General features: G+C 65.3%; 19 protein-coding genes. 10 read left to right on the top strand and 9 right to left on the bottom strand.

The features are described from left to right. Positions 1 to 33: 33 nt before the first annotated feature. Positions 34 to 3150, bottom strand: coding sequence for an efflux RND transporter permease subunit (locus tag ACFPWW_RS28910; RefSeq protein WP_377314597.1), 3117 nt, complete (start codon positions 3148 to 3150; stop codon positions 34 to 36). Beyond that, entirely contained in the window at positions 3147 to 4448 is a 1302-nt protein-coding gene (locus ACFPWW_RS28905) for an efflux RND transporter periplasmic adaptor subunit (RefSeq protein ID WP_377314595.1), read from the bottom strand. The genes ACFPWW_RS28910 and ACFPWW_RS28905 overlap by 4 nt, the downstream gene beginning before the upstream one ends. 297 nt (positions 4449 to 4745) lie before the next feature. Between ACFPWW_RS28905 and ACFPWW_RS28900 the strand changes: the two genes are divergently transcribed. Continuing rightward, positions 4746 to 5627, top strand: coding sequence for a phosphotransferase family protein (locus tag ACFPWW_RS28900; RefSeq protein WP_377314593.1), 882 nt, complete (start codon positions 4746 to 4748; stop codon positions 5625 to 5627). Positions 5628 to 5634: 7 nt separating this feature from the next. Here the strand turns inward: ACFPWW_RS28900 and ACFPWW_RS28895 are convergent, their stop codons facing one another. Next, the gene (locus tag ACFPWW_RS28895; RefSeq protein ID WP_112567353.1) at positions 5635 to 6423 is read right to left on the bottom strand and encodes an SDR family oxidoreductase; all 789 of its coding nucleotides are present in this window, start codon (positions 6421 to 6423) and stop codon (positions 5635 to 5637) included. A 254-nt stretch (positions 6424 to 6677) separates the two neighbouring features. Between ACFPWW_RS28895 and ACFPWW_RS28890 the strand changes: the two genes are divergently transcribed. Further along, on the top strand, positions 6678 to 8342 hold the full coding sequence (locus tag ACFPWW_RS28890; RefSeq protein WP_377314590.1) for an electron transfer flavoprotein-ubiquinone oxidoreductase: 1665 nt from the start codon (positions 6678 to 6680) through the stop codon (positions 8340 to 8342). 5 nt (positions 8343 to 8347) lie between these two features. On the opposite strand, the gene ACFPWW_RS28885 is transcribed toward ACFPWW_RS28890, so the two are convergent. Next, positions 8348 to 8707: a type II toxin-antitoxin system VapC family toxin gene (locus ACFPWW_RS28885; protein ID WP_377314588.1), complete on the bottom strand. Its 360-nt coding sequence runs from the start codon at positions 8705 to 8707 to the stop codon at positions 8348 to 8350. A gap of 210 nt (positions 8708 to 8917) precedes the next feature. Between ACFPWW_RS28885 and ACFPWW_RS28880 the strand changes: the two genes are divergently transcribed. Beyond that, complete coding sequence (locus tag ACFPWW_RS28880) at positions 8918 to 9538, top strand: L,D-transpeptidase (RefSeq protein WP_112705047.1); 621 nt, start codon at positions 8918 to 8920, stop codon at positions 9536 to 9538. Positions 9539 to 9603: 65 nt separating this feature from the next. Here the strand turns inward: ACFPWW_RS28880 and ACFPWW_RS28875 are convergent, their stop codons facing one another. Then, a complete protein-coding gene (locus tag ACFPWW_RS28875; RefSeq protein WP_377314586.1) occupies positions 9604 to 10509 on the bottom strand; it encodes a DMT family transporter in 906 nt (301 codons plus the stop codon). A 145-nt stretch (positions 10510 to 10654) separates the two neighbouring features. Between ACFPWW_RS28875 and ACFPWW_RS28870 the strand changes: the two genes are divergently transcribed. From ACFPWW_RS28870 to ACFPWW_RS28850, 5 genes are all read left to right on the top strand, one after another. Then, positions 10655 to 11128: an Lrp/AsnC family transcriptional regulator gene (locus ACFPWW_RS28870; protein WP_112567383.1), complete on the top strand. Its 474-nt coding sequence runs from the start codon at positions 10655 to 10657 to the stop codon at positions 11126 to 11128. 124 nt (positions 11129 to 11252) lie between these two features. Then, a complete protein-coding gene (locus ACFPWW_RS28865; protein WP_377314584.1) occupies positions 11253 to 12185 on the top strand; it encodes an ABC transporter substrate-binding protein in 933 nt (310 codons plus the stop codon). A gap of 8 nt (positions 12186 to 12193) precedes the next feature. Further along, complete coding sequence (locus tag ACFPWW_RS28860; protein WP_377314582.1) at positions 12194 to 13207, top strand: FecCD family ABC transporter permease; 1014 nt, start codon at positions 12194 to 12196, stop codon at positions 13205 to 13207. Continuing rightward, positions 13204 to 14211 carry a FecCD family ABC transporter permease gene (locus ACFPWW_RS28855; RefSeq protein WP_377314580.1) on the top strand — a complete coding sequence of 336 codons (1008 nt, stop codon included), beginning with the start codon at positions 13204 to 13206 and terminating at the stop codon, positions 14209 to 14211. The genes ACFPWW_RS28860 and ACFPWW_RS28855 overlap by 4 nt, the downstream gene beginning before the upstream one ends. After that, on the top strand, positions 14204 to 15001 hold the full coding sequence (locus ACFPWW_RS28850) for an ABC transporter ATP-binding protein (RefSeq protein WP_377314578.1): 798 nt from the start codon (positions 14204 to 14206) through the stop codon (positions 14999 to 15001). Before ACFPWW_RS28855 ends, ACFPWW_RS28850 begins: the two co-directional genes overlap by 8 nt. A 172-nt stretch (positions 15002 to 15173) precedes the next feature. Here ACFPWW_RS28850 and mgtE read toward each other — a convergent pair whose 3' ends face one another. Both mgtE and ACFPWW_RS28840 read right to left on the bottom strand, forming a co-directional pair. Then, positions 15174 to 16547 carry a magnesium transporter gene (gene mgtE, locus ACFPWW_RS28845; protein ID WP_377314576.1) on the bottom strand — a complete coding sequence of 458 codons (1374 nt, stop codon included), beginning with the start codon at positions 16545 to 16547 and terminating at the stop codon, positions 15174 to 15176. 317 nt (positions 16548 to 16864) lie between these two features. Further along, positions 16865 to 17878 (bottom strand): zinc-binding alcohol dehydrogenase family protein, encoded by a 1014-nt coding sequence (locus ACFPWW_RS28840; RefSeq protein WP_377314574.1) that lies wholly within the window; start codon positions 17876 to 17878, stop codon positions 16865 to 16867. A gap of 105 nt (positions 17879 to 17983) precedes the next feature. Here ACFPWW_RS28840 and ACFPWW_RS28835 point away from each other — a divergent pair, with 105 nt between their 5' ends. Further along, positions 17984 to 18385, top strand: coding sequence for a winged helix-turn-helix transcriptional regulator (locus tag ACFPWW_RS28835; RefSeq protein WP_112567324.1), 402 nt, complete (start codon positions 17984 to 17986; stop codon positions 18383 to 18385). Here the strand turns inward: ACFPWW_RS28835 and ACFPWW_RS28830 are convergent. Then, complete coding sequence (locus ACFPWW_RS28830; RefSeq protein ID WP_112567321.1) at positions 18353 to 19573, bottom strand: MFS transporter; 1221 nt, start codon at positions 19571 to 19573, stop codon at positions 18353 to 18355. The genes ACFPWW_RS28835 and ACFPWW_RS28830 overlap by 33 nt on opposite strands. A gap of 289 nt (positions 19574 to 19862) precedes the next feature. On the opposite strand from ACFPWW_RS28830, the gene ACFPWW_RS28825 reads away from it, so the two are divergent. Next, positions 19863 to 20807: a diacylglycerol/lipid kinase family protein gene (locus ACFPWW_RS28825; RefSeq protein WP_112705040.1), complete on the top strand. Its 945-nt coding sequence runs from the start codon at positions 19863 to 19865 to the stop codon at positions 20805 to 20807. Positions 20808 to 20810: 3 nt separating this feature from the next. Here the strand turns inward: ACFPWW_RS28825 and ACFPWW_RS28820 are convergent, their stop codons facing one another. Next, positions 20811 to 22589: a sensor domain-containing diguanylate cyclase gene (locus ACFPWW_RS28820; protein WP_377314571.1), complete on the bottom strand. Its 1779-nt coding sequence runs from the start codon at positions 22587 to 22589 to the stop codon at positions 20811 to 20813. Positions 22590 to 22622 lie beyond the last annotated feature (33 nt).

Here is a 22622-nt window from a genome sequence, read left to right as displayed (position 1 = left end):
GAAGGGCGCCGCGCGGCGCCCTTTTTTGTCCCGTTATTCCGCCGCCATCGCCCGCGGCTCCTCTTGCGCATGGACTTCCGGCTGCTTGCGGCTGAGCAGGCGGTGGAGGAAATTGCCGAAACGGTCCATCTCCACGAAGATGACCGGCGTGATGAACAGCGTCAGCATCTGCGAGACGATGAGGCCGCCGACGACCGCGATGCCGAGCGGCTGGCGCAGTTCCGAGCTGGCGCCGGTGCCGAGCGCGATCGGCAACGCGCCGAGCAGGGCGCAGAAGGTCGTCATCATGATCGGCCGGAAGCGCCGCACGCAGGCTTCGTGGATCGCCGCCGTCGCCTTCTCGCCGGTCGTGCGCATGGTTTCCACCGCCACGTCGATCATCATGATCGCGTTCTTCTTGACGATGCCGATCAGCATCAGCAGGCCGATAAGCGCGATGATCGACAGGTCGAAGCCCATGATCTTCAGCGCCAGCAGCGCCCCGAAGGCGGCCGCCGGCAGGCCGGAGAGAATGGTCAGCGGGTGGATGAAGCTTTCGTAGAGCACGCCGAGCACGACATAGATGGTCAGCACCGCCGCCAGGATCAGATAGGGCGTGTTGCCCTGCGACTGCTCGAAGATCTGCGCCGTGCCGCCATAGGACGTGAACACGTCGGCCGGCATGTTGATGTCCTTCTTGATCTGGTCGATCCTTGCGGTCGCGTCGCTGAGCGATACGCCTTCCGGCAGGTTGAAGGAAACGGTGGTCGAGACGAGCTGGCCCGTCTGGTTGATGGTGACGGGGCCGACCGTGCGCTCCACATGCGCGAAGTTCGACAGCGGCACGAGGCTGCCGTTGGACGAGGCGACGCGGATTTCCGAAAGCTTCTGGTCGTCCCAGGGCTTGCTCGTGTCATATTCGACGATCACGTCGTAGCTGTCGCCGGTCGACTGGATTTCGGCCGCCGCGTAACCGCTGAAGGATTCCTGCAGGGTGGTGCGCAGCGTGTCGTTGTCGATCCCGTAGGCGGCCGCCCGCTCGGTATCGATGACGATGCTGGCCTGCAGGGCGTTGTTCTGCGCGTCGGAGGTCACGTCGGTAAACAGCCGGTCGGCGCGCATCGCCTGTTGCATCTTGCCGGCCCACAGGTTGGTCTGGTCGGCGTTCAGCGCCTGGATGACCAGCTGATACTGGCTGGCGGTCTGGCGGCCGCCAAAGCGCAGGCTCTGGTTCGGCGTCACGAAGGCCTGCAGGCCGGGGATCTTGTTGATCGCCGTGCGCAGCTCGCGCAGCGTCTGGTCAAGCGGCGGGCGCTCCTTCTTGTCCTTCAGCTCGACGAACATCGAGCCGTTGTTCAGCGGCTTGTTCGGGTTGCCGCCGATGGTCGACATGACGTGGTTGACGGCCGGGTTGGCCTTGACGACGGCGGCGGCCTGCTGCTGCAGCGCCTCCATCGCCGAATAGGAAATATCCTGTCGCGCCTGCGTGCTGATCGTCAGGCGGCCGATATCCTCCTGCGGGAAGAAGCTCGTCGGCAGCGTCATGAAGAAATAGACCGTCAGCGCCACCGAGCCGAGGAAGACGCCGAGGATGGTCGGCCGATGTCTCAGGCACCAGCCGACCGCATTGTCGTAGCCGCGCAGGGTGCGCTCGAAACCGGCGTCGAAGATGCGGATGACGAGCGGCGGGCGGCTGTGGTTGTTGGACAGGCGCGAGCCGAGCATCGGCGTCACCGTCAGCGACACGATCGCCGAGGCGATGATGGCGATCGCCACCACCATGCCGAATTCGTTGAACACGCGCCCGACGACGCCGCCCATCAACAGGATCGGGATGAAGACCGCAATCAGCGATACCGACATGGAGATGATCGTATAGCTGACTTCGCCCGCACCCTTGATCGCCGCTTCCCGCACCGGCATGCCTTCCTCGACATGGCGCAGGATGTTTTCCAGCATGACGATCGCGTCGTCCACGACGAGACCGACCGCCAGCGTCAGGCCGAGCAGCGAGATATTGTCGATACTGTAGCCCAGCACATACATCATGCCGAAGGTGGAAATCAGCGACAGCGGAACGGCAAGGCCCGGAATGATGGTCGCGGTCGCGTGCCCGGTGAAGAGATAGATGACGAGAACGACGAGGCCGATCGTCAAAAGCAGCGTGAACTTCACGTCGGCGATCGCGTCGCGGATCGGCTTGGCGGCATCGTTCATGATGACGGTGCTGACCGAGGGCGGGATTTCGGCGTGAAGCTGCGGCAGCTTGGCGTTGATCGCATCGACCACGTCCACCGTATTGGCGTCCGGCTGGCGCTGGATGGCGAGGATGATGCCGCGCTGGCCGTCATACCAGCTGCCCGTATACTGGTTCTCGACGCTGTCCTGGACGTCGGCGATGTCGCCGAGATGGATCGGCGCGCCGTTCGGATTGGCGATGACCAGCGAGCGGAACTGCTCGGCATTGGTGCGCTGCGTATTGGCCGTGATCGTCATGGCCTGCGCATTGTTCTGCAATGTGCCGACCGGCTGCTGGCTGTTGGCGGCCGCAAGCGCCTTGTTGACCGTGTCGATGCCGATGCCGCGGGTCAGAAGCTTGTTGGGATCGACCTCGACGCGCACCGCATAGGTCTGCGCGCCGAAGACGCTGACCTGGGCGACGCCCGGAAGCGTCGACAGCGACGGCGAGATGATGTCTTCGGCGATCTCGTCGAGCTTGCTGCGCGGCGTGGTGTTGCTCTGCACCGAAAGCAGCATGATCGGCGCGTCGGCCGGGTTCGTCTTGCGGTAGCTCGGTGGTGTCGTCATGTTGTCGGGCAGCTGCCGCGTCGCATGCGAAATGGCCGCCTGCACGTCGGCGGCGGCTGCGTCGATATCGCGGTTCAGGTCGAACTGCAGCACGATGCTGGTGCTGCCGAGCGAGCTTGAGGCGCTGATTTCGCTGATGCCGGGGATCGTCTGGAACTGCTTGATCAGCGGTGTCGCCACCGATGTCGCCATCGTCTGCGGCGAGGCACCGCTCAGCTGCGCCGAAACGTTGATGGTCGGGAAGTCCACCTGCGGCAGGGCCGCCACCGGCACGAGCCGGTAGCCCGCCAGACCCGCCAGGATCACGCCGATCGCAAGCAGGGTCGTTGCGACCGGGCGCTGGATACAGAAATTCGGGATCATTGCTCGGCCCCCACCGCGATCGTTTCGGCCTGCGCATTTTGCCGAGGCTCGTCGGCGGAAGCGACATCGAGTGTCTTGTCGTTGAACTGTTCGTTGATCGCCTGCTGGTCGCTGAGCTGGCCCTGGCCCTCGACGACCACATGCTCGCCCTCCGAAAGCCCGGAGGCGATGGCGGTGAATCCGCCATTGGCGCGCGCGACGGTCACGGGCGTCAGGTGCGATTTGCCGTCCTTGGCGACGAAGGCGAAGAAACCGTCGGGGCCGGGGCTGACGGCGACGGTGGGAACGACCACCTGCTGTTCGTCATTGTTGAAATGCACGACGAGATTGACCGACTGGCCGGGCCACAGGGCGCCGGAGGCGTTTTCGAACTTCGCCTTGGCAAGGATCGTGCCCGAGGCGGTATCGACCGTATTGTCGTAAAAACTGATCTCGCCCTTGCGCACCTGCCCCTTGGTGGAATCGGGCGCCGTGCTGACCTCGACCGGGCCGGAGGCGAGCGCCTTCTTCAGCTCCTGCAGGTAGCGCTCCTGCAGGTGGAACTTCACATAGATCGGATCGTATTTGGCGATGGTGACGATGGCCGCGCCGGCATTGACGAAGGCGCCCTTGCTGAGCGCGATATCGCCGAGCCGGCCGTCGAAGGGGGCGCGGATATCGGTATTTTCCAGCGTCACCTGGTCGGAGGCGAGCGTGGCCTTGTCGGCCTCAACGGTCGCGGCGGCGGTATCGCGGGCGGCCCTGGCCTGGTCGAGGCTCTGCTGCGTGCCGGCCTTCTGGTCGAAAAGGTCCTGCGCGCGGGTCAGCGCCGTCTCGGATTCGGCAAGGGTCGCCGTATCGCGCACGATCATCGCATTGTCCTTGTCGACGGCGGCCTTGGCCGTGCGGTCGTCCAGCTTGGCGATCAGGTCGCCCTGCTTGACGGTGGCGCCGTCCTTGGCCTCGATGCTGACGACCAGCCCCTGTTCCTGCGCGGCGATCGTCGTATTGTCGTCGGCGTCGGCCCAGCCGGTCGCCGTCACGTCCATCGGCAGGGCCGCCTTCACGGCGGCCACGGTCTTGACCATGGTGGGGCCGCCGGCGCCGCGGCGGCGCCCGCCGCCCTGCTGCTGCCCGGACCCGCCCTGGGCCGGATCGGCCTGCGCCTGCCGGCGGCCGCCGTTCTGGCCGGCGTCCGTCTTCTTGATGAACTGCGACAGGTAGGGGATATCGGAAGCATAGGGGACCTTGTCCCCGAACTGCCAGAAGCCGACGGCGGCCACGGCGACAATGCTGACGGTGATCCAAAATTTCTTCATGGGCGAGACCGGTCTTGTCCTCGGAAGATTGCGTGATTTTCGGCTGCGATTGAGCCGCCTATATTGCGGCGCAAAAAAGACATAATCACCCCCCGGACGATCACTAACCGGTTATAACGGCTTAAATTTTCGTAATGAACATTCCGTAATATTCAAACTATACTAATATATAGTCAGACAGGCGGCGTCGCCCATTTGCGCCGCCTGCCGGCGCAGGCTCCATTGGCGAAACACTATTTGATCCGCATCGCAGGCCCTGCGCGAGACAGAAGGTGCAAACCGCGGAGGCAGACAGTCATGGCCGAATTGAATGCCGGTGAACTTCGCTCACTGATTACCAACATTTTTCCGGAGCTTACGGCTTCCGTCTTCAGGCTGGCGACGCCGGGCTGGGATTCGGTGGCCATCGATGTGGACGACAGGCTGATCTTCAAGTTTCCGCGCAATCCGGGCGCGGAGAGGGCGCTCATCAGGGAGGCGGCCCTTCTCGGCATCATCAGGCCGTCCCTGTCGATGACGGTTCCCGACATGCGCATCCATGACGGCCCGCCGATCTTTTCGAGCCATACCAAGATCCAGGGCGAACATCTCATCACCGACGATTACGAGCGCCTGCCGAAAGCGGCTCGCCAGCGCCTCGGCGACGATCTGGCCCGCTTCTACGCCGAACTGCACGGTCTGGACGGCGAGCGCATGCGCGCGCTCGGCGCCGGGACGATCCCGCCCTGGCAGTCGCCCGAGACGGTGCGCGACAAGGCGCTGCCGCTGCTGTCGTCCGACCTCGCCACCTATGCCGAGAGGGTCATCTGGGATTTCAAGGCCCTGCCGCCCGATCCCTACGGCACCATCTACGGCTTCTTCGACGGGCACGGCTGGAACATGGCCTTCGACCATGCCGAGGGCCGGCTGAACGGGCTCTACGATTTCTCCGATTCCGGCTTCGGCCCGCTGCACCAGGAATTCATCTATTCGAACTTCATCTCGCCCGACCTGACCTCGCGCGTCGTCTCGGCCTACGAGACGCTGACCGGCCGCCGGCTGGACCGCCGGCGCATCGCCGTCCTCACCGGCTTCCACCGCCTGTCCGAACTTGCCGAACTGGCCGACGATCCCGCCCATGTCGGCGCCAAGATCGACAGCGTGGCGGCATGGGCGGCCGCCACCGCGCGTGCCGGATGAGGAGGGCTCAGAGCGAGCGCGCCGCACCCCCGTCGCAGCGGATCAGCGAGCCGGTAATATAGCTCGCCGGCTGGCTGCACAGGAAGGCCGCCGTTGCGGCGAATTCCTCGACCTTGCCGTAGCGGCCGACCGGAATGCGCGCCTCCTTCTCCGTGCGGATCTCCTCGATGCTCTTGCCGGTGCGCCTTGCGGCCGCCCCGTCGAGATCGTCGAGCCGCGCGGTGAGGATGCTGCCCGGCAGCAGCAGGTTGGTGGTCACGCCCTGGCCAGCCACTTCCGATGCCAGCGTCTTGCTCCAGCCGGCAAGCGCCGGGCGCAGCGTGTTCGACAGCGCCAGGTTGGCGATCGGCTCGATGACGCCGGAGGAGGCGACCGTCAGGATGCGGCCCCAGCCCTGCGCCTTCATGCCGGGCAGCAGCGCGTTGGTGAGCGTGATGACGCGCGCCACCATCGACAGGAAATAGGTTTCGAGCTTATCCGGCGTCATGTCCTCGGTCGTGCCGGGCGTCGGGCCGCCGGTATTGTTGACGAGAATATCGAGCCCGCCGAATTTCTCCTGCACGGCGCCCGTGACGGTCTCGACGAAATTGTCGTCGGAAAGGTCGGCCCAGATCCAGTCGGCCTTGCCCTTGCCTTGCATGTTGATCGCCTTGCAATTGGCCTCCAGCTGCTCGCCGCTGCGCCCGCACAGAAGAACGTTTGCCCCTTCCTGCGCCAGCGCCCTGGCGATGCCGAGCCCGAGGCCGCGCGAGGACGCCAGGACGAGCGCGCGTTTGCCCTTGATGCCGAGATCCATGTTTTCCTCCAAATCCTGCCTCCCTTCTATAGGGCGCAAGTCTCGGCAAAGAAAAGCCGGAAAGCGGTTTTGCCGCACCCCGATAAATTGACGTTAACGTAAGCGTCATATAATCTTCCGTGCGCAGAAACATCATTGTGCGAATTGGAGGATCGCCTGTCGCTTCCCGGCTCGACAATGTTTTCCGGTTTTGACAAGAGAGTAGCCGACAATGGGGATGAGCGGCCGCGACATGGCCGAGCGGAGACGGATGGATGACCGACATGACTGAGCTGCCGGAACGCGAGAGCATGGAATTTGACGTGGTGATCGTCGGCGCCGGTCCGGCCGGCCTTTCGGCCGCCATCCGCCTGAAGCAGGTCAATCCGGAACTGTCCGTCGTCGTGCTGGAAAAGGGGGCCGAAGTCGGCGCCCACATTCTTTCCGGCGCCGTCGTCGATCCCGTCGGCATCGACCGGCTGCTGCCCGGCTGGCGCGAGGAAAGCGACCATCCTTTCAGGACCGAGGTCACGAACGACCATTTCCTGCTGCTCGGCCCCGCCGGTTCGCTGCGCCTGCCCAACATCATCATGCCGCCGCTGATGAGCAATCACGGCAACTATATCGTCTCGCTCGGAAACGTCTGTCGCTGGCTGGCGGCCAAGGCGGAAGAACTCGGCGTCGAGATCTATCCGGGCTTTGCCGCAACCGAAGTGCTCTATAGTGATGAGGGCGCCGTCATCGGCGTTGCGACCGGCGACATGGGCATCGAGAAGAACGGCGAGCCCGGCCCGAACTATGCGCGCGGCATGGCGCTGATGGGCAAATACGTGCTGATCGGCGAGGGCGTGCGCGGCTCGCTCGCCAAGCAGCTGATCGCCAGGTTCGACCTGCAGAAGGATCGCGAGCCCCAGAAGTTCGGCATCGGCATCAAGGAACTCTGGGAGGTCAAGCCGGAAAACCACAGGCAGGGCCTCGTCCAGCATTCCTTCGGCTGGCCGCTCGGCATGGGCACCGGCGGCGGTTCCTTCCTCTATCACCTGGAAGACAATCTCGTCGCCGTCGGCTTCGTCGTCCACTTGAACTACAAGAACCCTTATCTCTACCCGTTCGAGGAATTCCAGCGCTTCAAGACCCACCCGGCGATTCGCGGCACGTTCGAGGGCGGCAAGCGCCTCTCCTATGGCGCCCGCGCCATCACCGAGGGCGGCTGGCAGTCGGTGCCGAAGCTTTCCTTCCCCGGCGGGGCGCTGATCGGCTGTTCGGCGGGCTTCGTCAACGTGCCGCGCATCAAGGGCAGCCACAATGCCGTCCTTTCCGGTCTGATGGCCGCCGACCGCATTGCGGCAGCGATCGCGTCGGGCCGCGCCAATGACGAAGTGGTCGAGATCGAAAACGACTGGCGCCGGAGCGATATCGGCAAGGACCTGAAGCGGGTGCGCAACGTCAAGCCGCTCTGGTCGAAATTCGGCACGGCCCTCGGCGTAGCACTCGGCGGCTTCGACATGTGGACCAACCAGCTCTTCGGCTTCTCCTTCTTCGGCACGCTGAAGCACGGCAAGACCGACGCCGCCTCGCTGGAGCCCGCGTCGCAGCACAGGAAGATAGACTATCCGAAGCCCGACGGTGTGCTCACCTTCGACCGTCTCTCCTCCGTCTTCCTGTCCAACACCAATCACGAAGAGGACCAGCCGGTCCACCTGCAGGTCAAGGACATGGCGCTGCAGAAATCCTCCGAACTCGGCGTCTATGCCGGCCCCTCGACCCGCTACTGTCCGGCCGGCGTCTACGAATGGGTGGAAAAGGACGGCGAGGAGACTTTCGTCATCAACGCCCAGAACTGCGTCCACTGCAAGACCTGCGACATCAAGGACCCCAACCAGAACATCAACTGGGTGCCGCCGCAGGGCGGCGAGGGACCGGTCTATCCCAATATGTGATCGGCCTATCCGACGCCCAGCGCCTCGGCGATTTTCGCCAGCCGCCTGTCACGGGTCAGAAGCCGGGTGCCTTCGGTCAATTTGGCCGAGGCCAGCAGGTGGACATCGACATAGCCGATGCCGCTTCCCATGAGCGAATGCTGTCCGATCAGGAAGAGGATTTCGGCATTGCTGGCGACCGTCGCCTGCGGCAGCTCGGACAGCGAGCGAAGGACGAGATCGTAATGCGGCATCGAGCCGAGCGCGATTTCTCCGACAATGAAGGGGTGGACCAGAACCTGCTGTCTTTTCAGCAGAAATTCCACCTCCTCCTCCTCGCGCTTTCGCAGATGGCCGATCCAGACCGACGTGTCGAGTATGATCACTCGGAGTGATCCCGCTCCGCTCCGCCCCATGTTCCGTCGCTGTTCCAGCGGCGTCTCGGCGGAGCCTGCAGATCCGGTGCGCTGCCGCCCAGCATGATGAGACGGCGCGCGAAGCCCGCCGCCCGTCGATCTTGCGCCGCCCGTTTAGCATTTCGTTAACCATAATTTCCTTAGCCTACGACATCTTCTTGACGCGCTAAGGACACATTCATGACGATCTCGCGCCGGGGCTTCCTGATCGCTCTTCCCCTCTTTGCCGCCGGCTGCTCTTCGACGACGCTGAACAGCCAGACGAATTATGCAGCCCTGCCGGATGAAAAATTCCCGCTGCGGCAGGTGCCGATCGACCAGATCAGGCCGGAGCTTCGCCGCACCGAAGTCGCCTATGAAGGCGGCTATGCGCCGGGCACCATCGTCGTCGATACGCCGGCGCGGCGCGCCTATTACATCATCGGCAACGGCCGGGCGATGCGCTACGGCGTCGGTGTCGGCCGCGAAGGGCTGGCCCTTGCCGGTAATGCCTATGTCGGCCGCAAGGCGGAATGGCCGAGCTGGACGCCGACCGAAAACATGCAGCGCCGCGAGGAGCGTTACCGCAAGCTCGCCGGCGGCATGCCGGGCGGGCCGAACAATCCGCTCGGCGCGCGCGCCATGTATCTCTACCGCGGCGGCAACGACACGCATTTTCGCATCCACGGCACCAACCAGCCGCAATCGATCGGCCTTGCCATGTCGAGCGGCTGCATCCGCATGATGAACCATGACGTGATCGACCTCTATAACCGCGTCGAAGTCGGCGCCAGGGTCGTCGTCATCCAGGCCACGGCCTGATGTAACGTCACGCAAAAGCCGCCGCAGCGGATGGCTGCCGGCGGCTTTTGCTTTGGGCGGAACGTTTAGTGGCGCCTGGCGGCAATGCCGGTCGAGAGCGCCACGCCGATGCCGGTGATGACGGCCGCGCCGATTTCGGCAAGGCCCATCGGCTCGCCGAGCAGGAAGCCGCCGCCGACAGTTGCCAGAACCGGCGTCAGCGCCGTGAAGGCGGCCGCCTGCGTTCCGCCGAGATTGCGCACCGCCGTGCCGTAGGCCAGCATGGCGACGAGGCCGGAGAGAATGCCCTGGCTCAGCACCTGCAGGCCGATTTCCGGCAGCGCGGCCTGCGGCAGCGAGACGCCGAAGACGAGCGCCAGCGCCGCCATGATGAGGAAGGACCAGACGGCGATCAGCGCGCTCGCCTGGATGGCCGAAAGGCCGGAGCGGCGGAAGGCATGCGTATAGCTTGCCCAGAGAACGGCGCCCGCCGGCAGCAGCGCGAAGCTCGTCCAGGGCAGGGAGGCATCGGCAAGGCTGCGGACAAGCAGGATCATCACCCCGGCGACGATCGCCAGCAGCCCGGCAATGCGTGTGGCGTCAGGCCGTTCGCCAAACAGCAGCATGCCGATCAGCGCTGTCGCCAGCGGCATGGAGCCGCCGAGCAGGATGCCGGACGAGGCGGCCGGCGTCGAATGGATGGCAAGCGTCGTCACCAGAAAGAACACCGCCCCGCAGCCGGCGATCATGATTGCCATCAGATGCAGCGGCAGGCCCTTCGGCTTGAGTCCGGTGCGCAGCCACACCGGCGCGAGGACAAGCGCCGGAATGCCGAAGCGGATCAGCCCGATATCGATCGAGCCGAGCGGCGTTGCGGCACTATGGCGCGTTGCCAGAAACCATGACGACCAGATCAGCACGGTGATCGTGCCGGCGGCATAACCCGACAGTTGCGAAGTCGGCTTTTCGTTTGAAAATGTGATGGTGCTCATCGTCCTGTCCTTTCCTCCGGTCCCGGTATCGACCGGACGGAAAGAACATTAGCGCCGGAGGGCGAGGCGTGTCCTTGCTATCTATGGCTTGGAAAACGTGATATACGCAATGATCTGCCAATTCATACCGATGGATTTCGCAAATATGCCAAATCTCGATAAATTCGATATTGCCATCCTCAGATGCCTGCAGGAGGATGCGCGCGCCACCAATGTCGAGATCGCCGAGAAGGTGAACCTCTCGCCGTCGCCCTGCCTGCGCCGCATCCGCAACCTCGAAAAGCTCGGCGTCATCAGGCGCTACACCGCCGATATCGACCGCAAGGAGGTCGGCCTCGGCCTGACCGTCTTCGTCGAATTCAAGGTCGCCCATCACAGCCGGGAAAATTCCGAGGCGCAGCAGGCGGCGCTGCTCGCCATTCCCGAGATCGTCTCCTGCTTCCTGATTTCCGGCACGGCCGATTTCCTGGCGGAAGTCGTCGTCGAAGATCTCGCGGCCTATGAGCGGCTGCTGACGGAAACGCTGCTGACCCTGCCGAACGTCAGCGACATCCGCTCGAATTTCGCCATCCGCAGCATCAAGACGCATGGGCCGCTGAAACTGCCGGAGCGCGGTTGACGCACCCCGCCCAATAAGATGACTGCAATTGTAAACTTTACTTGAAAAATCCGCTTCACTTCTGTAGTCCGCGTCTCAGCCGGTGAGAGGACCGGCCGATCATTTCAGTATGAGGGACTTTGCCGTGAGCGTTTTTGATATTCCGCTGTCGCGCCGCCAGTTCGGCCTGCTGCTTTCCGCCTGTGCCGCCGCTGCCGCACCCGGCCTTGCCCTTGCCGCCGACGACAGGCGCACGATTACCCACGAACTCGGCACGACCGAGATTGCCGGAAAGCCGCAGCGCGTCGTCGCGCTCGAATTCTCCTTCGTCCAGGCGCTGGACGCGATCGGCGTCGTGCCCGTCGGCATCACCGACGACAACCAGCCGAAGCGCATCGAGCAGCTGCTCGGCAAGAAGATCGACTACAGCTCGGTCGGCACCCGCCTGGAGCCCAATCTGGAGCTTGTCGCGGCACTGGCGCCCGATCTCATCATTGCCGACGAAATCCGCCATTCGGCCATCTACCAGCAGCTCAGCGCGATTGCGCCGACCATCGTGCTGAACAGCTGGGAAGGCAGTTACGACGTCATCAAGGCCTCGGTCGTGACGATCGCCGATGCGCTCGGCGAGAAAGAGAAGGGCGAGCAGGCGCTCGCCGCCCATGAGGCCGTCATCGCCGGGCTGGTGGCAAAGATCCCGATGGGCGAGACGCGCCGCTTCCTGCTCGCCGTCGCCAATCCGGATTCCATGAGCCTGCACACATCGGCCTCCTTCACCGGCTCTGTCTTCAGGGCGATGGGCCTGACGCCGGCGATCGATTCCGCCGATGCCGTCGAAAGCGGGGCGGGGCTGGAACGCCTGATCGCCGTCGATCCGGACGTGCTGCTGGTGGCGACCGATGCCGGCGGCACGGTCTTCGACCAGTGGAAGAGCAACACGGCCTTTTCCAATATTTCGGCGGTGAAGGCCGGCACGATCTACGAGGTCGACCGCAACCAGTTCTCCCGTTTCCGCGGGCTGGCGACGGCGGAAATGATCGCCCGCGAAATCCTCGCCAAGGTCTACAAGGTCGGATAAGCAGCGCGATGACGGCAGGAAGCGGCGCGATGGTGCGGCAGGCAACCGGCAGCCCTGTGCGGCTGGCGCTCGGCCTTGTGCTGGCGCTCGCAGCCGTCGTCCTTGCCGGCATGTCCTTCGGCGTCTCCGGCCTGCCGGTCGCCCGCGCGCTTCGCCTGCTGCTGGCGCCCGACGGTTCGCCCGACAGCGCCCTCGTCTGGGACGTGCGCCTGCCGCGCGCCATGCTTGCCATGCTGGTCGGCGCCAATCTCGCCATTGCCGGCGTGCTGATCCAGACGCTGACCCGCAATCCGCTCGCTTCGCCCCAGACTTTCGGCATCAATGCCGGGGCCTCGCTCGTCATCGTCATCTCCCTCATCGCCGTTCCCGGCCTCGGCGCCGGCGGCACGGTCTGGCCGGCCTTCGTGGGGGCCGCCGCCGTCGGCCTTGCCATGTGGGCGCTGTCGGTCTCCGGCGCCATGAACGAGATGAAACTGGCGCTCGCAGGCATCTCCATCCAGCTCGTGCTTGCCGCCCTCGTGCAGGCGATCCTGATCGCCAACAATGCCGGCCAGGATATCGTCTACTGGCTCGCCGGCTCCATCAACGGCGCGCAGTGGCACAGGGTCTGGATCATCCTGCCCTTCACGATCATCGGCGGCGGCATTGCGCTCGTTGCCGGCCGCCATTTCGGCGTGCTGGCGCTCGACGGGGCGACGGGCGTTTCGCTCGGCCAGAGCGCCCGCCGCGTCGGCGGCCTTGCCGCGGTGCTGATCGTCCTGCTTGCCGGCTCCGCCGTCGCCGTCAGCGGCCCGATCGGCTTCATCGGCCTGCTGGTGCCGCATATCGTGCGGCGTCTGGCCGGCAGCGACCAGTTCACCGTCATCGCGCTCAGCGCCATTGCTGGCCCCCTGCTGCTGAGTGCCGCCGATCTCCTCGGCCGTGTCGCGGCCTTTCCGGCCGAAACGCCGGTCGGCATCGTCACCGCGCTTGTCGGCGCGCCGGCCTTGCTCGTCATCCTCTGGCGGCAGAGGGCGGCATGACGGGCGCTCTCCTGCCGGCACGGAACCTGCGCGCGGCAAGCGTCTGCTGCGCCGTCGCGGCCCTCATCCTCGTCATTGCCGTGCTCGGCATGACGGTCGGCGCCGTCACGCTCTCGGTCGGCCAGGTGTTGGAGGGCATTGCCGGCGGCAAGAGCGCCTTCATCGTCATGCAGTACCGCGCCCCGCGCGTCATCGTCTCCGTGCTTGCCGGCGCCTCGCTCGGCATTGCCGGCACCTTCCTGCAGGGCGCGCTGCGCAATCCGCTGGCCTCGCCCGATGTCGTCGGCATCACCAAATGGGCCGGCCTCGGCGCTTTCCTTGCCGGCCTCTTCACGCCGCCGGCCTGGGCCGTCTGGGCAATCCCGGCCGGCGTCGTCGCCGGTGCCGTTGCCGGCGCGCTGGCGCTGCTTGCCGTCGGCCGCGCCTTCGGCGGCGGCATTGCCGCATTGGCGCTCGTCGGCGTGGCGCTCGGCATGCTCGCCCAGGCGCTGATGCAATATGTCATGGTGCTCTTCCCGACGCGCGCCGACCAGTCGATGGTCTGGCTGGCCGGCAGCGTCTACGGCTCGACGATGAGCGATGTCAGCGCGCTCTCGCTCTGGCTTGCCGCCTGCCTGCCGCTCGTGCTGGTCGCCACGGTGAGGCTCGATGCCGGCGGTTTCGGCGACGATACGCTCGTCAGCCTCGGCCTCTCGCCCGGCCTGCTGCGCGGCGGCCTCATCCTCGTCTCGGTCCTGCTCTGCGCCGGCAGCGTCGCCGCCGTCGGCTCCATGGGCTTCCTCGGCCTGCTTGCGCCGCACGCCGCCCGCCTGCTCGTCGGCCCACGCGCCCGCCACATGGTCCCGGCAAGCGCGCTGATCGGCGCGCTCACGCTTTCAGCCGCCGACCTGATCGGCCGGCTCGTGGCGCTGCCGAACGAGATCCCGGCAGGCATCGTCGCCGCCGTCATCGGCGGCCCCTATCTGATTTTCCTGCTGGTCAAGGAGGCCGGCCGTCATGACTGATGCCGCCCGTTCCCGTCTTTCCGCTTCGGACCTGACGCTCGGCTACGCCGGGAACCAAGTGCTCGGCCACGTCGATATCGCCATTCCCGACGGCAGGATCACCGCCCTGATCGGCGCCAACGGCTCCGGCAAGTCGACGCTGCTGCGCGCGCTCGGCCGCATCATCCAGCCGCTCGGCGGCGCGGTGACGCTGGACGGCAAGGCGATTGCGCAAATGCCCGGCAAGGTGATTGCCCAGACGCTGGCGCTCCTGCCGCAAAGCCCGGTTTCGCCCGATGGCCTCACCGTGCGCCAGCTCTGCCGCTTCGGCCGCCACCCGCACAAGGCCATGCTGTCGCGCACGACGCACCATGACGAACAGATCGTCGAGGCGTCCCTGGCCGCAACCGGCCTGAGCGATCTGGCCGAACGCCCGCTCGACCGCCTCTCCGGCGGCCAGCGCCAGCGCGCCTGGATCGCCATGGCGCTGGCGCAGGAAACGCCGATCCTGCTGCTCGACGAGCCGACCACCTATCTCGATATCGCCCATCAGCTCGAAGTTCTGGAACTGTTGAAGGAACTGAACGGCAAACGCGGGCGCACCATCGTCATGGTCGTCCACGATCTCAATCACGCCGCTCAATATGCCGACCACATCATCGCGGTCGCCGGCGGCGGCATCCATGCGGCCGGCAGCCCCGCCGATATCCTCAAGCCGGACCTGATCCGCGCCGTCTTCGGCATCGACGCCGTGGTCATATCCCATCCGGTCGACGGCACGCCGCTCTGCCTGCCCTTCGTCGGACGCTAGAGCCATCCCGGCAAAAACGTGCAACGGTTCTGCGTTGCAGCGATGAGAGGGAGCTGTTCTTCTACAGAACGAACCAGATCAGTGGAAAGGTGCACAGGATCGGAATTGCATCAGGACAAAGCTCCGGATGGAGATGATTTCAGGCCGACCGGCCTGAAATCGCAAGCAGGATCTAGAGAAGCGTGCCGCTGAGGATGAGCAGCGCCACCGAGAAGTAGATGACGAGCCCGGTCACGTCGACCAGCGTGGCGACGAAGGGAGCCGATGCCGTTGCCGGGTCGAGCTTCAGCTTCTGCAGCAGGAAGGGCAGCATCGAGCCCGACATGGAGCCGAAGGTGACGATGCCGACCAGCGTGGCAAAGACCGTGAGGCTGACCAGCTGCCAGTGCGGGCCGTAATCGTAGAGCCCGGCCGTCTGCCAGAAGATCACCCGGACCATGCCGACGAGCCCGAGAATGGCGCCGAGCACAAAGCCGGTCGGCAATTCGCGCAGCAGCACCCGCCACCAGTCGGTCAGCTTCAGCTCGCCGACGGCCAGCGCCCGGATGATGAGCGAGGTCGCCTGCGAACCGGAATTGCCGCCGGAGCTCATGATCAGCGGAATGAACAGCGTCAGCACGACGGCCTTTTCCAGCTCGCCCTCGAAATGCTGCATGGCGCTCGCCGTCAGCATTTCGCCGAGGAACAGGGCGCAGAGCCAGCCGGCGCGCTTGCGGATCATGCCGCCGAAGCTGATCTTCATATAGGGCTTGCCGAGCGCTTCCATGCCGCCGAATTTCTGCGCGGCCTCGGTCGTGTCCGATATCATCGTGTCGATCACGTCGTCGACCGTGACGATGCCGAGCACCATGCCGTGATCGTCGACGACGGGCAGGGCGAGCAGGTCGTGCTTGCGGATCAGGCGGGCCACGTCCTCCTGCTTCATCAGCGCGTTGGCCGAAACCGGAATGCCCTTCTGCGCCACCGAGAGGATCGAGGCGTCGGGCTCGCCGGTAATCAGGCGGCGCAGGGTCACGACATGCATCAGCGCGCCGGAATTGTGGTCCAGCACATAGATCGCATAGACGGTCTCGCGCGAGCGTTCGACCTGGCGCACATGGTCCAGCGTCTGGGCAACGGTCCAGTCGTCGGGCACGCTGACGAATTCCGTCGTCATGATGCTGCCGGCCGTGCGCGGCGGATAGCCCATCAGGTGCTGGATGGCGACGCGCACCGGCTCTTCCAGGCTGGAGAACAGGCGCACGCGGTCGTCCACGTCGAGTTCCAGGAGAACGTCGGCGACACGGTCGTTCGACATGCCGTGCAGCAGGCGGGCCGAATCCGCGCTGTCCATCAGCGCCAGGATGGCAGGCGCGTTGCGCAGCTCCGGGCGGTCGAGAATGTTGACGGCATAGTCCTGCGGCATCCGCGACAGGATGCGGCCGGCTTCAGCCGGGGCAAGCCCGTTCAGCGATTCCACGCGCTCGGCAATGGTCCCGACACGGCTGTTGTTCATGAAGGCGCGAGCGGCATAGCCGGCCCGCAGGGGGAAGCGATTGATATTCATTGGCTCGCCTTTCCGTCGATCCGCCGTAGCGTCCGGACGGGCGAGCCTGGAGCATCCAGGTCAGCGCGCGACGGCCGCGTACGGCAAAGGCAATCGACTGCTACTGTCGCTTGGCATCTGAGTGATGGCTCCGTTGATATCCGTGGCAGGACATGCGTCATCCACGTGTCACACTAGGTGGTCCCGAATGCGGAAAAAGTCAAGCTGCCTAAATGTTTAACGCCAGAATGCCGCACCCTCGGCGCGGCATTATAGGTCAGCATCCTTTACGCATTGTTTCAAACCGCTGACATGCGGGTTTTGCGCGCCCGCAGGCTTCAGAATCCGGCCAGCACGACCTTGCCCTTCATCCTGCCGCTCTCGACCAGGGCATGGGCCTTTTTCATGTTGGCGGCGTTGATCGCGCCCACGGTCTGCGACAGCGTCGTGCGGATCTTGCCGGCGTCGACAAGCTCCGAAACCCGGTTGAGGATCCGGTGCTGCTCGATCATGTCGGGCGTGCCGTAGAGCGGGCGGGTAAACATCAGCTCCCAGTGAACGGAAGCGGCCTTGCGCTTGAAGGGAACGACATCGAATGTCTTGGGATCGTCGATCAGCGCGAAACGGCCCTGCGGCGCCAGCGCCTCGACGATGTCGGCGACATGCTTGTCCGTATTGGTCGTCGAGAAGATGAAGCCCGGCGCGCCGATGCCGAGCGCTGCGACCTGCGGGGCGATCGGCCGCGAGTGGTCGACGACGTGATGGGCGCCGAGTTCCTTCACCCAGTCCTGCGTTTCCGGGCGCGAGGCGGTGGCGACGATCGTCAGGTCCGTCAGCGCCCTGGCGATCTGGATGGCGATCGAGCCGACGCCGCCCGCGCCGCCGATGATGAGCAGGGCAGGGGCCGCACCCGGCACCGGATCGGTGACGCGCAGCCGGTCGAACAGCGCCTCATAGGCGGTGATCGAGGTCAGCGGCAGGGCGGCCGCGGCGGCAAAATCCAGGCTCTTCGGCTTCCTGCCGACGATGCGCTCGTCCACGAGCTGGAATTCGGCGTTCGAGCCGGGCCGGTTGATGACGCCCGAATAGAACACCTCGTCGCCGGGTTTGAACAGGGTGACATCCGGGCCGGCGGCCTTGACGATGCCGGCGGCATCGAAGCCCAGCACCTTCAGTTCGTCGGCGGGCGGGGCCATGCCGGCGCGCACCTTCACGTCGACGGGGTTGACGGAAACGGCTTTGACCTCGACCAGCAGGTCGTGTCCCCCGGCTTCGGGCGTGGGCAGTTCGACATCGATCAGCGAGGTTTCGGCGGCGATTGGCTGCGGGGTCTTGTAGGCGACGGCGCGCATCTGGGCAAACTCCTGTGTTCATTGCACGAGAGCTAGATGCGACCTATGTTCTGGCAACGCAAGAATGCACAAATTCTGTACGTAGTACCAAAAAGGATACTGTCGATGTCGCTGCCGCGCGCCAAACTCGTCACCAATTTTCCCGGTTGCCCGGTCGAGGCGACGCTGAGCTATCTCGACGGAAAATGGAAGGGCGTCATCCTTTTCCACCTGATGGACAGGACTTTGCGCTTCAACGAGCTGCGGCGCCATCTGCCCGCCATCACCCAGCGCATGCTGACCAAGCAGCTGCGCGAGCTGGAAGAGTCCGGCCTGATCTCACGAACAGTTTACCCGGTCGTGCCGCCGCGCGTCGATTATGCGCTGACCCCGCTCGGCTCCACGCTGAAGCCGGTCATAAGGGCGCTCGCCGCCTGGGGCGACGAATTCGTCTTCTGCAGCCCCGAGGGAAGGGAGCTCAGGGTCGCGAAAGCTCTAGGCACGCCGGCTGCGGAGCTCCAGGCGTAGCGAGGCGGCAAAGACGAACAGGCCGAGGAAGGAAAGCACGGCGCCGACATAGCCGGTTGCCGCAAAGCCGTAGCCCCACGCGATGACGAGGCCGCCGAGCCATGCGCCGAGCGCGTTGGCGATGTTGAAGGCCGAATGGTTGGAGGCGGCCGCCAGCGTCTGCGCGTCGGCGGCGACATCCATCAGCCGCGTCTGCAGCGCCGGGCCGGCCGCAAAACCGCAGCCCACGAGGAAGACGCAGAGCCCGAGCATATAGGGGTTGGCGGCGGTCAGCGAGAAGGTCGTCAGCACGACGATATTGTAGACCAGCGAGCCGCCGATCGTGCCGAGCAGCGATTTGTCGGCCAGCCACGAGCCGATGACGTTGCCGGCATTCATGCCGATGCCGAACAGCACGAGCATGATCGGGACGGCCGTTTCCGGCAGCAGCGCCACCCTGGTCGTCGTCGAGGCGATATAGCTGAACATGGCGAACATGCCGCCGTAGCCGACAGCGGCGATGGCGAGCGTCAGCAGCACCTGCGGGCGGCGGAAGGCGCTGAGTTCGCGCAGCGCGCTTGCCCCTTCCGAAACCTTGTCGTGCGGCACGTAGAACCAGATGAGCACGACCGTCACGAGCCCGATGATGCCGACCGTGAGGAAGGCGATCTGCCAGTCGAGCGCCTGGCCGAAGAAGGTCGTAAGCGGCGTGCCGAGCAGGGTGGCGACCGTCAGGCCCAGCATGACGCGGCCGACCGCCCGCGCGCGCCGGTGCACCGGCACCATGGAGGCGGCAACGAGGGCCGCCACGCCGAAATAGGCCCCGTGCGGCAGGCCGGTGACGAAACGCAGCACCGTGAAGCTTTCGAATGTCGGCGCAACGGCGCTCAGAATATTGCCGACGGCAAAGAGCAGCATCAGACAGAGCAGCAGCGTGCGCCGCGCCATCCGGGCGGCGAGCACGGCAATGACGGGCGCGCCGATGACGACGCCGAGCGCATAGGCGCTGATGACGTAGCCGGCCTGCGGGGTCGTGACCGAGAACGTGTCGGCCACATCGGGCAGCAGGCCCATGATCGCGAATTCGCCGGTGCCGATGCCGAAGCCGCCGGCGGCAAGCGCCAGCTGCACCAAAGCCACGGTCATGGCCGAGGGAAGTGCTACCTCCGGTTCGGAATCGATGGAATCGTTGACGGCAACCTGGCTCACGGGCGGTCCTCGGCGGATCTGTGCTTGGCGACGGCCGCTGGCGGGGCGCCGGGGCCGGTCATTCGGAAATGGCGGGAGGCGGAGAGAGGATCTCCATCGTCCCATCTATCGAACGGGACGCGGGAAGCGTCGAGTGCATTTTTTGCAGTGCAGCGTAGCGCTATCTGCATACGTCCATTGCAATATTTGCGTTTTGCCCGTCCCGGCCGAAAAATCCTCCGGCTTGAAATCGCATGGGGGGCGACCATTTCTTGAAGCAGGGATAGCGAGGACAGGGAACAGGCACCTCATGAAGCTCGTCGGCTTTTTCAATCGCGACGGCGGTACCTTCAGGACGACGGACATGCAGGCCTACGAGAGGCGGGCGGAAGAGGTCTTCCGCGATGCCGGGCATGATTTCGAGGCGATCGTCTTTTCCGGCAGCGAGATCGTTCCCGCCATGGAGCGGGCCGCCCGGCGCGACGATATTGACGGCATCGTCGCCGGCGGCGGCGACGGCACCATTTCGGCCGCCGCCTCCATCGCCTGGAAGAACGGCGTGGCGCTCGGCGTCGTGCCGGCCGGCACCATGAACCTCTTTGCCCGCTCGCTGAAAGTGCCGCTCGATATCTGGCAGGCGCTGGAAGTGCTGGCTTTCGGCGAGCTCGACAATGTCGATATCGCCAGCGCCAACGGCAGGCCCTTCATCCACCAGTTTTCCGCCGGCCTGCATGCGCGCATGGTGCGTTACCGCAATTCCTACAGCTACCGCTCGCGTCTGGGAAAGCTGCGCGCCAGCGCCCGCGCCGCCTTCGGCGTCGTCTTCAACCCGCCGGAATTCGAGGTCGAGTTCGAGGCGGCGGGCATGAGGGAGAGCCGGCGCGTCTCGGCGATTTCGGTCTCCAACAATCCCTTCGGCGAAAACGCGCTGCTTTATGCCGACAACCTGCGCAGCGGCGAACTCGGCTTCTACACGGCAAAACCGCTGAACCCGCTCGGCGTCGCGCGCTTGGCGGTCGACATGCTGCGCGGCAAGTTCCGTGAAAACGACGCGGTCATGGTCATGCATCCGGCCGAGGTCAACCTGCATTTCCCGAAACTGCGGGCCAAGGCCAATTGCGTGATGGACGGCGAGCTTCTGCCGCTGGAGCGCGACGTGACCGTCAAGCTGCATCCGGGCGAACTGAAGGTGCTGGTCCGGCAGGGACTGGCCGCCCAGCAGGGCGAGGGCGAACGGCGCGCGCCGGCCGCCTGAGGCTCACAGCGAAGCGGAGCGCCTGGCCCTGAACGGGACGAGCGCGTTTTCGACGATATCCCGGTCCGCCTCGTCGCCGAAAACGCAGCTGCGGTTGCGGCCCTTCTTCTTGGCGCAGTAGAGCGCCTCGTCGGCCGCCGCGATCAGCTGGCGCCAGCCGCCGGCGCCGCAGGTCCCCGATGCGACGCCGATGCTGACGGTGACGGAGAGATCGATGCCGGTTTCCGCGTCGCGGATGACATGCGCCTCGATGCGGCGACGCAGTTCCTCGGCAAAATCGAGGCTCGCCGCAAGGTCCGACGTGGAGACGAGGACGGCGAATTCCTCGCCGCCGTAACGCGCCACGATATCGGTCGTCCGCATCGCCCCCTGCAGAAGGCTTGCGATTTCGATCAGCACGGTATCGCCCGTCAGATGGCCGTAGGTATCGTTGACCGCCTTGAAGTGGTCGATATCGACCAGCATCAGGCAGACGTCTTCCCCGCCTTCGCCGGGAGCGTTGCCGAAGCCCTCCAGCGCCCGGCGGTTCCACACGCCCGTCAGCCCGTCCTTCTCGGCCTGCATCTTCAGCCGCGCCTCGTAGTCGGCCCGCTCGTCCAGCTTGCCGCGCAAGAGTTCCAGCGCTTCGAACAGGCTGCGCATCTCCGGCGCCTTGGAGATCGCCTCCAGGTCGCCCATCGGGTTGCCGTCTGCGAGCGCGATGATCTGGCGCCGCGCCGTCAGGAGCGGGTTGAGCATGTGAAGGCGGATGGAGCGGAAAAGGGCAAAGAGCACCGCCAGCGCGCAGGCCGTGACCACGCCGATGACCGCCAGCCGATAGGAGGCGGCGCCATGCTGGCTCCGATAGCGCTTGACCACGTCGTCGAGGAAGACCGCGCGCAGCCGTTCGAGCGGCTGCAGCGTCGGAACGAAATCATGCGTCAGTTCGACGGCGGAAACCGAATAGTCCCCGGAGATCTTGCCCTGCGCGATCAATTTCTTGACGAGTTCCAGGCCGGAGCCGAAAAAGATCGTGTCGATATCCTTCATCAGCCGCGCCGACAGCGCATCGTGGTCGCTGACGATTTTCTGGCCCTGCATCAGCCGGCGCAATTCCATGAGCCGGCCGATCGTGCGGCTTGCATCGGTGATGTGGCTGTCGCGCAGCGGCTGGCGCGTGGCGATCGGCCCCATGATCTGCGAGGCGGCCCGCCCGCCATATTCGCGCATGTCGCTGATCATGCGCCCGGTCAGGAAGGGCGCGGTCAGTTCCGAATGGCCGCCGGTAAAGGCCGCCACATGCCAGTCGACCACATGCTGGAAGGTTTCGATCACCCCGATCATTTCGCCGATCGCGTTCTGCACGTCGCCGGGCTGGCGCTCGGCAAGCGGGGTTGCGGCAACACGGTCGACGGCCGCGCGCGCCCGCACAAGCTGCGCCCGCGTTTCGGCGAGCGCCGTCTTGAGATCGGAAAGCGAGGAGGAGAGGCCGACATGCGGCGGCTCGTCGAGCGCGTCCAGCGAGAGATCGGTGATGCGGCGGAAAACCGTCAGGCGCTGCGTTGCCGGCGCGCTGCTGCCGGGCTCGATCGCCATGATGTCGTTGGCCGGCCCGCGCTCCGCCGAGATGCGGCTCGCCGCTTCCAGCACCTGGCGGAACCGTTCCACGGCCAGCAGGTTGCCCTGGGTGGAACGGTAGCTCGCATAGGTCGGAATGAGGGCGCTGGCGGTCAGGATGAGGGTCAGGAATGCTACGATGACGGTCGCAAAGAGCAGCTTTCCCTCAAGCGTGATGCGGTTCATCAAGCCGATCCCCTTCAACAGTCGCCGAATCCG

It is taken from the genome of Rhizobium sp. GCM10022189 (genome assembly GCF_042656325.1).
GTDB lineage: Bacteria > Pseudomonadota > Alphaproteobacteria > Rhizobiales > Rhizobiaceae > Rhizobium.
Note: the sequence above shows the minus strand (reverse complement) of the source record. Positions and strands in the feature narration are given on the sequence as shown.

What these genes read in the sequence shown, in the direction of transcription:
- ACFPWW_RS28910 (WP_377314597.1), bottom strand. Translation starts at nt 3,150, where the DNA reads ATGATCCCGAATTTCTGTATCCAGCGCCCGGTCGCAACGACCCTGCTT.
- ACFPWW_RS28905 (WP_377314595.1), bottom strand. Translation starts at nt 4,448, where the DNA reads ATGAAGAAATTTTGGATCACCGTCAGCATTGTCGCCGTGGCCGCCGTC.
- ACFPWW_RS28900 (WP_377314593.1), top strand. Translation starts at nt 4,746, where the DNA reads ATGGCCGAATTGAATGCCGGTGAACTTCGCTCACTGATTACCAACATT.
- ACFPWW_RS28895 (WP_112567353.1), bottom strand. Translation starts at nt 6,423, where the DNA reads ATGGATCTCGGCATCAAGGGCAAACGCGCGCTCGTCCTGGCGTCCTCG.
- ACFPWW_RS28890 (WP_377314590.1), top strand. Translation starts at nt 6,678, where the DNA reads ATGACCGACATGACTGAGCTGCCGGAACGCGAGAGCATGGAATTTGAC.
- ACFPWW_RS28880 (WP_112705047.1), top strand. Translation starts at nt 8,918, where the DNA reads ATGACGATCTCGCGCCGGGGCTTCCTGATCGCTCTTCCCCTCTTTGCC.
- ACFPWW_RS28875 (WP_377314586.1), bottom strand. Translation starts at nt 10,509, where the DNA reads ATGAGCACCATCACATTTTCAAACGAAAAGCCGACTTCGCAACTGTCG.
- ACFPWW_RS28870 (WP_112567383.1), top strand. Translation starts at nt 10,655, where the DNA reads ATGCCAAATCTCGATAAATTCGATATTGCCATCCTCAGATGCCTGCAG.
- ACFPWW_RS28860 (WP_377314582.1), top strand. Translation starts at nt 12,194, where the DNA reads ATGACGGCAGGAAGCGGCGCGATGGTGCGGCAGGCAACCGGCAGCCCT.
- ACFPWW_RS28855 (WP_377314580.1), top strand. Translation starts at nt 13,204, where the DNA reads ATGACGGGCGCTCTCCTGCCGGCACGGAACCTGCGCGCGGCAAGCGTC.
- ACFPWW_RS28850 (WP_377314578.1), top strand. Translation starts at nt 14,204, where the DNA reads ATGACTGATGCCGCCCGTTCCCGTCTTTCCGCTTCGGACCTGACGCTC.
- mgtE (WP_377314576.1), bottom strand. Translation starts at nt 16,547, where the DNA reads ATGAATATCAATCGCTTCCCCCTGCGGGCCGGCTATGCCGCTCGCGCC.
- ACFPWW_RS28840 (WP_377314574.1), bottom strand. Translation starts at nt 17,878, where the DNA reads ATGCGCGCCGTCGCCTACAAGACCCCGCAGCCAATCGCCGCCGAAACC.
- ACFPWW_RS28835 (WP_112567324.1), top strand. Translation starts at nt 17,984, where the DNA reads ATGTCGCTGCCGCGCGCCAAACTCGTCACCAATTTTCCCGGTTGCCCG.
- ACFPWW_RS28825 (WP_112705040.1), top strand. Translation starts at nt 19,863, where the DNA reads ATGAAGCTCGTCGGCTTTTTCAATCGCGACGGCGGTACCTTCAGGACG.
- ACFPWW_RS28820 (WP_377314571.1), bottom strand. Translation starts at nt 22,589, where the DNA reads ATGAACCGCATCACGCTTGAGGGAAAGCTGCTCTTTGCGACCGTCATC.